The sequence below is a fragment of the Scytonema sp. NUACC21 genome, assembly GCF_054684315.1.
Genome location: NZ_BAAFZH010000061.1, coordinates 67,301 through 74,137, shown reverse-complemented (window position 1 = coordinate 74,137; position 6,837 = coordinate 67,301). Strand labels below are relative to the sequence as shown.

The following is a 6,837-nucleotide window of genomic DNA, read 5'->3' as shown; positions in this document are numbered from 1 at the left end:
AGACTAACCGACGCCTTCGTCGAGTTATGGAATCGCGGTTATCGCATGGATGATATGCGGATGTATTTGGATGGCTATCTAGCGGCGCTGCGCCACGGTAACGCCATTGAACCGTATCTGATTCATCGCTTAGAAGAGGAAGCTAGTCGCTACTTACACGATGTCTCAAACTTTACAATGACACAACCACAACCTGATTACTACTAATGCCCACTTAGGGAACTCGCAGTAACTGCAAATCAACGCAGATAATAATAACACATTATCTGTCAAATTACTACATGGCAGTGACGTGAAATTTTGGAGATAATACTTTAGACATACAATATCCCCTCAGGCGAGTTTTGGTTTTAACAAATCGACTGAGGGGATTTTTGCAGCCGCTTATGGGCATTAGGGGATTGGGGGATTGGTGGGCGGTGCCCACCCTACTGCTTACGACGAAATAGTTAAGAAGCGATTGCGACTGTCACCTTTTCCTGTAACTCGCCGCTCTGGTACATTTCAATCATGATGTCGGAACCACCAATAAATTCACCATCGATGTAGACTTGGGGAATAGTGGGCCAGTTGGAGTATTCCTTAATACCTTGGCGAATCTCGGGGTCATCAAGAACATTAACAGTCTCAAAAGGAACTCCCAATGTATTCAGCATCTGTACAACGTTGTTGGAAAAGCCGCACATGGGCATCAATTTGGTTCCTTTCATGAAAACCAAAATTTTGTTTTGCTGTATCAGATTATCAATTCGTGCTTTAAGTTCTGGAGTCATGGTTTTTTGTATCTATCCTAAATATCAGGGGTGAAGTACCTACACTTCTGCTTTGCAGTAAGTGGCGGCTTCCGGTCTCACTTGCCGTTGCCTCCTTGCACAAGTACAATTTGGTCTTACACAGCCTCTCTCGTCAAAAGACGTTTACTAGGTCAAAGCCTAGACTCCGGCAGTCGCCCCTCTTCCCTGGGCGAATAACTTTTGATTTAGGGACTTGTTTGTCAGGAGACTACGGCATTCGTCTCCAGCCTCAGTGTGGTGTAAGCGCCTTTTTGACCTCCCTTTAAGCGGTTCGCCCACCACGGCTACTCCTCTCTCCCTTTTAGGGGGTTGGGATGACCGATTAAGCTAATGAGTGTTGTTTGTCTTTTATCCTTTGTCTCAAATGCTAATGACTCAGCACCAATGACAAATGGCTATTGACAAACGACTAACTATTAACTATTTTGCCAAGTATCGGGAGTATAGGTTTTGAGAGCTAAGGCATGGATAGCTTCAGTAGACATAGCTTGCTGCAAGGCACCGTAAACTAACTGGTGCTGCTGCACCCGTCCCTTACCTGCAAACTGCGATGACACGACAGTGACCTGATAATGGTCACCGCCGCCGGTCAAGTCTTGCACTTGAACTACGGCATCTGGCAGTCCCGTCTTAATCATTTCCTCAACTTGCTGCGGACTAATCATCGCAATTCCTGAACACTCTATTTTATTTCTATCCCTATTAGGGATTTTAACTGTTGCAATAGATATTTTTTAGCAGCTTGGCAACGGATAGGAAACGGATATAACGCATAAACGATCTGTAAGCCAAACAAATCAGTGAATAAAAGCACTTGTGTTAAGAAATGTAAAAAGGGTTTGAAGATGGCCCTCTGCCTTGCCTGGAGGGCTGTTAACTTTATTTGTGCCGACCTACTTAGGTTACGCGTTACATCGGTTAAAACATCCGTTGCCACTGTTGGCAAAATTTGATTACTTTTTGGCAGGAGAAGAGGAGGAAGAAGTTGTACCTCTCTGAAAGGGGGCATCAACAAAACCCAATTCCAACAACTGCTGATAAGCTTTTTTGCCTAAGTCCCGTGTTGGATTTTGGCTTTTGACAATTTGAATTAGTAATGGCACAGCTAATTCTGGTTTATTTTGTGCCCTATGGACGAGGGCAAGCTGGTAGGTAGCTTCATCTCGCATTTGGGCTGTTTCTAGCGCTTTTTTGCGCTGAACATCGGCCACTCTGTTGTCAATTCCTGAGAAGCTAGAGTTTAAGTCCTGATAAAAATTGGAGAGTTGATTAAAAACGATTCTGGCTTCTTGGAGTTTCTTCGCTGCTACATCGTAGTTTTGAGAAGAAACTGCATTACTCGCGTCTGTCATGAGACGCTTTCCTCCGTCAATACTTAACAGGCTGTTATTTTGCCCTGTGGGACGGAGGGTATTGGGATCGTTGGGATCTATGGGTTGGGCTGGGTTAGAATTCCCAGGAAGCTGTACTTGGGCATAGACGGGTGATAGCAGACAAAAGACAGCCATCCCGGCTAAGGAAGTGAAGCGAATTAAGGGAACCGTCAGAGAAAATTTCATGGGGTAGACTGGAGCACTAACTCAATAAAATATGTATTGAAACTTCGGGTATCTTAACTCTGTTTTGGACTTTAACAAAGTAAAGGTGTTTGTTAGGTTTCTTTGATTTAGACTGAAAATCAATGAAACCAAGTTCCCATAGCATTAATACTGCAGTTAACTTCTAGCTATGAACGAACGGTCAATTCCTCCAATCGGTTTTCATCCACGGGTGTTCCACTAAAGAGCTTGATAATAATTTTACAAGAAAAACGCCTGAAAGCCCCGATCGCTTCGCTACAGGATAGCGGCATATCGCTTTATCATCTATCTGCTGGTTGACCTTTCTGCCAAACCATTATCTCCAGTCAATTAGGGAAGTTAGCCTTTCAGTGTTCCAGAACAACGCCTCAAAGTCTTTTCTGTCAATCCCATTGAAGTAGACGCAGCAATGTCACAAGCACGTTCTTCTCAAAATGTTGCCATTGCCAGTCGTGTTTATCGGTTAAAAATAGCCCTGGAAATAGAGTTGATATCGCCCACTAAGCACTCACTACTAACTATTAGCAATTTCTGCAAATGAGTGATGGGCTAATTCTGTCTCACGATGATTTAATTTTTGAAGTGTCTTTGTAATGTCACTTGTCAGGCGTTTGGCTTCTTGTTTCACACTACCCTGAGTGTAATCCTTAACTTCTATAGGTACACCGATGTTAACAATAACATCTGTACCCCAACTGGGATAAGGTTGGCTGTAATTGATGCTGAGAGGTACAATTTTGACACCCAATCCAGGATATCCGGATTCAGCACTTAAAGCCAGACGAGCAATGCCCGGTTTCAAGGGGTGAACCTTACCATCACGAAAAATGCCGCCTTCTGGAAAAATCACTAAGGCTTGTCCCGATTGAAGGAGGTCAACTCCATGACGTAGTGTTGTTATTGATGGACGCTGGGGATCGACAGGAAAGCCCCCCATATGACGAACAATCCAACCTTGGAGACCTTGGCACTCAGTAATAGTGACCATGAACCGCAAATCTCGACCTGTCACATAACGACCAGCAACATAAGGTACGATTAATGCATCCCAGCGTGCCCGATGGGTGGGAGCAAGGATAATAGGACCAGTTTTGGGTAAATTTTCTTGTCCTGTGATTCTAATCCGTCCAAAGAACAATGGCAGGACGGCATGACGCCCTAAAAGATAGGCCAACGGGCTTAGCCAAGGAGAAACCCCCGAGGTAGTAGAAGCCACCTTGGCATTCACTGGCGCAGTAGTAGCTAATTTGTCACAGGATGAATTGGAGGAAGAGTATTGCTCAATCATGGGGGTGGCTGCTAACTGTTAGGTAAATTTCGCTCAAAACTCTAATTAGATACACCGTAGATTTTCTTCAGTTACTTGTGTAGTACCAACTGGACAGTTTCCCCTCTGTCCTTTAGTTAGATTCATTAAACTTGCGCCTCTGATTTGCAAACCAAGCTTGCAATTGTTGGCGACAATTTGATTCCAAGATACCCCCAATGACACTTAGACGGTGATTGGAAGCAGCACTGTCAGGTATATTGGTAACGGTACGAATCGCTCCAGTTTTTGGATCGTCAACACCGTAAACTAAAAGACCTATACGCGCCTGTATAATAGCACCAGCACACATCGGGCAAGGTTCTAAGGTGACGTATAGGGTACATTGGTTGAGACGCCAGCTTTGTAATTTTTGAGTGGCAGATCTAATAGCAATAATTTCCGCATGAGCGGTAGGATCTTTATCCCGTTCTTTTCTGTTTTCACCTTCAGCAATCAAATTTCCTAATGCATCAATAATAACAGCACCTACGGGTACTTCATCTGCATCACCTGCTACTTGTGCTAGCTCTAAGGCACGATGCATCCATTGTTTGTGTATAAGATATTGTGAGTATTCAATTAACATATTGTTAGTAGTTAGTGGATAGTAGTTAGTAGAAAAATTACTATTAACCACCAACCACCGATCGCTAACCACTCACCAAATTAAACTCAAACTTTCCAATCAAACTTTTATCAAGATAAACTTCTATAGTGTGCTTGCCAGGGGGGTCACCAGGCAATACAGTCCAAGTATTTTCAATAACACCATTTTTTGTGTAGACTGTACGTTGCGTTATTGCTTCTGTTTTATCTCCTGATACTGAGAATTGCCCATTAGCAGGTTTTCCCCAGCTTTGGGCTGATTTTGGCAGTCGATACACTTCGCGCCAAGTGACTTGACCCTGGTAACCTTTTAGTTGAATGCGCCATCCATATGCAGTTTCATTTTTTAACGGCACCTTGTCAGTGGGAGTAAAGGCAACTTTAAAATCTTTCGGGTCAACTTTAACGATACCAAACTCTGCTTTCTGAACACCAATTTTTGAGGTGGAATTAGACTGAGAACCTTGCTGAATTGCCTGTTTTGTCCCAGTGAAAATTTGAGAAGGATTTTCAGCACAGGCTGGTATCAAAAGCAATGCTGCGATCGCAAATGCGGTTTTTAAAGCTTTTACTTGCATAATCTCTCTTCTCTCACCTCACCGATATACATGACTCTTGTCTTGTATCTAAAAACAAATGTTTTTGGAGCGTGATTCTACTCGTATCACAATTTACTGATTTTCTGACAATTTTAACATTGTAAAAATATTTCCCTAATTCATCCCTGAGGTTGAACAAGCAGAGGATCTAACTCACCCCGTGTATCCAACTCATAGAGGTCATCACAGCCACCAATGTGCTGAGTGTTAATAAAAATTTGCGGTACTGTACGGCGTCCGTTAGCACGTTCTGCCATTTTTGCTCGGGCAGTTTCATTACCGTCAATTTTATACTCAATGAAGTTTACGCCCTTCCACCACAAAAGTAGTTTGGCACGGATACAATACGGACAAGTTTGCCAGGTATATATTTCTACATTAGCTTTAATGGATTCTGGATGGCGATTCAGTAGGGAGTTAATAAAGTTTAGCATTGTTCGTTATTTTTACTGGTAAATTAATATTGCTGTTGACCCACAAAAGAATCAACAGTTTACCTGGAATAAAGAAAAGGAAACTGAGAGAATAACGTTCTACAAATTCTTGTACCGATTCAAATCATTTTACAAAAGTTATATATTATACAAATATCTTAAAAGAGAATAGTGTTAACGTAACACATTTGGTTGCTCTAATTTTACTACATTACGGCAGCCCCAAAATCTCCTAAAAACCGATACAGTTTAAGTATATATACTTAATTTAATTGCCGTGCGATCGCTTCCAAATTACCAAAAACCCTGGTTAAGAAGCAAAACTTAACATGGAGGCAAGTTGATACTATTTTCCACAGGTATCCGCCGTTTGGTAGACTTGAAAACTGAAATGCGATTTCTGGAACGACGCAATACCAAGCAATTGAGAGGGCAGAGTTTGTGGAAAATACACTTGGGTTAGAAATCATTGAGGTTGTTGAGCAAGCCGCCATTGCCTCTTCCCGTTGGATGGGGAAAGGAGAAAAGAACACGGCTGACCAAGTGGCTGTAGAAGCCATGCGGGAGCGGATGAACAAAATTTATATGCGCGGTCGCATCGTCATTGGCGAAGGCGAACGCGATGAAGCTCCCATGCTTTACATTGGTGAAGAAGTCGGTATCTGTACCCGTTCAGATGCCAAAGATTTCTGCAACCCAGACGAATTAATTGAAATTGACATTGCTGTTGACCCCTGTGAAGGCACCAACTTGGTTGCTTACGGTCAAAACGGCTCAATGGCAGTTTTGGCAATTTCCGAACAAGGCGGTTTATTTGCCGCACCTGACTTCTACATGAAGAAGTTAGCAGCTCCTGCCGTAGCACGCGGTCATGTTGATATTAACAAGACTGCTACCCAGAACCTCAAAATCCTATCCGAGTGCTTAAACCGTTCTGTAGACGAATTGGTAGTGGTGGTTATGGATCGTCCCCGCCATAAAGAACTCATTCAGGAAATTCGTCAAGCAGGGGCTAGAGTACGGTTGATCAGTGATGGTGACGTTTCCGCTGCCATTTCCTGCGCCTTTGCCGGTACAAACATCCACGCACTTATGGGTATTGGTGCTGCACCGGAAGGTGTGATTTCTGCTGCTGCTTTGCGTTGTTTGGGTGGGCACTTCCAAGGACAACTGATTTACGATCCAGAAGTCGTAAAAACTGGTTTGATTGGAGAAAGCAAAGAAGGTAACATCGCACGACTCAAAGAAATGGGCATTACAGACCCAGATCGAGTTTACAATGCAGATGAGTTAGCTTCTGGCGAAACCGTACTGTTTGCTGCTTGCGGTATTACCCCCGGAACGCTTATGGACGGTGTCCGCTTCTTCCACGGTGGGGCTAGGACTCAAAGCTTGGTTATTTCCAGCCAGTCCCGAACTGCTCGCTTTGTCGATACAATTCATCTGTTTGACGAGCCAAAAACTCTGCAACTGAGATAGTGATTAGTTATTAGTCATTAGTCATTAGTCATTAGT

The 6,837-nt window shown here is 43.3% G+C and carries 9 protein-coding genes; 2 read left to right on the top strand and 7 right to left on the bottom strand.

The genetic code is table 11. The features are described from left to right. A partial coding sequence (locus ACYRY3_RS09990; RefSeq protein WP_460201523.1) for a DUF6761 family protein occupies positions 1 to 207 on the top strand: 207 nt, incomplete at its 5' end. 242 nt (positions 208 to 449) lie between these two features. On the opposite strand, the gene grxD is transcribed toward ACYRY3_RS09990, so the two are convergent. The 7 genes from grxD to grxC all read right to left on the bottom strand — a co-directional run bounded on the left by grxD (position 450) and on the right by grxC (position 5,322). Next, the gene (grxD, locus tag ACYRY3_RS09985) at positions 450 to 773 is read right to left on the bottom strand and encodes a Grx4 family monothiol glutaredoxin (RefSeq protein WP_460201522.1); all 324 of its coding nucleotides are present in this window, start codon (positions 771 to 773) and stop codon (positions 450 to 452) included. Positions 774 to 1,210: 437 nt separating this feature from the next. Next, the gene (locus ACYRY3_RS09980) at positions 1,211 to 1,459 is read right to left on the bottom strand and encodes a BolA family protein (RefSeq protein ID WP_460201521.1); all 249 of its coding nucleotides are present in this window, start codon (positions 1,457 to 1,459) and stop codon (positions 1,211 to 1,213) included. 288 nt (positions 1,460 to 1,747) lie between these two features. After that, positions 1,748 to 2,353 carry a hypothetical protein gene (locus ACYRY3_RS09975; protein WP_460201520.1) on the bottom strand — a complete coding sequence of 202 codons (606 nt, stop codon included), beginning with the start codon at positions 2,351 to 2,353 and terminating at the stop codon, positions 1,748 to 1,750. Between the two features lie 535 nt (positions 2,354 to 2,888). Beyond that, positions 2,889 to 3,662 carry a lysophospholipid acyltransferase family protein gene (locus ACYRY3_RS09970; RefSeq protein ID WP_460201519.1) on the bottom strand — a complete coding sequence of 258 codons (774 nt, stop codon included), beginning with the start codon at positions 3,660 to 3,662 and terminating at the stop codon, positions 2,889 to 2,891. A 112-nt stretch (positions 3,663 to 3,774) separates the two neighbouring features. Continuing rightward, complete coding sequence (tadA, locus tag ACYRY3_RS09965; RefSeq protein WP_460201518.1) at positions 3,775 to 4,269, bottom strand: tRNA adenosine(34) deaminase TadA; 495 nt, start codon at positions 4,267 to 4,269, stop codon at positions 3,775 to 3,777. Between the two features lie 64 nt (positions 4,270 to 4,333). After that, complete coding sequence (locus tag ACYRY3_RS09960; protein ID WP_460201517.1) at positions 4,334 to 4,867, bottom strand: hypothetical protein; 534 nt, start codon at positions 4,865 to 4,867, stop codon at positions 4,334 to 4,336. A 140-nt stretch (positions 4,868 to 5,007) separates the two neighbouring features. Beyond that, positions 5,008 to 5,322 carry a glutaredoxin 3 gene (gene grxC / locus ACYRY3_RS09955; RefSeq protein ID WP_460201516.1) on the bottom strand — a complete coding sequence of 105 codons (315 nt, stop codon included), beginning with the start codon at positions 5,320 to 5,322 and terminating at the stop codon, positions 5,008 to 5,010. Positions 5,323 to 5,763: 441 nt separating this feature from the next. Between grxC and glpX the strand changes: the two genes are divergently transcribed. Next, on the top strand, positions 5,764 to 6,801 hold the full coding sequence (glpX, locus tag ACYRY3_RS09950) for a class II fructose-bisphosphatase (protein ID WP_460201515.1): 1,038 nt from the start codon (positions 5,764 to 5,766) through the stop codon (positions 6,799 to 6,801). The last annotated feature ends 36 nt before the right edge of the window (positions 6,802 to 6,837 follow it).

Coding starts and splice junctions, on each gene's coding strand:
- grxD (WP_460201522.1), bottom strand. CDS start 773: ATGACTCCAGAACTTAAAGCACGAATTGATAATCTGATACAGCAAAAC.
- ACYRY3_RS09980 (WP_460201521.1), bottom strand. CDS start 1,459: ATGATTAGTCCGCAGCAAGTTGAGGAAATGATTAAGACGGGACTGCCA.
- ACYRY3_RS09975 (WP_460201520.1), bottom strand. CDS start 2,353: ATGAAATTTTCTCTGACGGTTCCCTTAATTCGCTTCACTTCCTTAGCC.
- ACYRY3_RS09970 (WP_460201519.1), bottom strand. CDS start 3,662: ATGATTGAGCAATACTCTTCCTCCAATTCATCCTGTGACAAATTAGCT.
- tadA (WP_460201518.1), bottom strand. CDS start 4,269: ATGTTAATTGAATACTCACAATATCTTATACACAAACAATGGATGCAT.
- ACYRY3_RS09960 (WP_460201517.1), bottom strand. CDS start 4,867: ATGCAAGTAAAAGCTTTAAAAACCGCATTTGCGATCGCAGCATTGCTT.
- grxC (WP_460201516.1), bottom strand. CDS start 5,322: ATGCTAAACTTTATTAACTCCCTACTGAATCGCCATCCAGAATCCATT.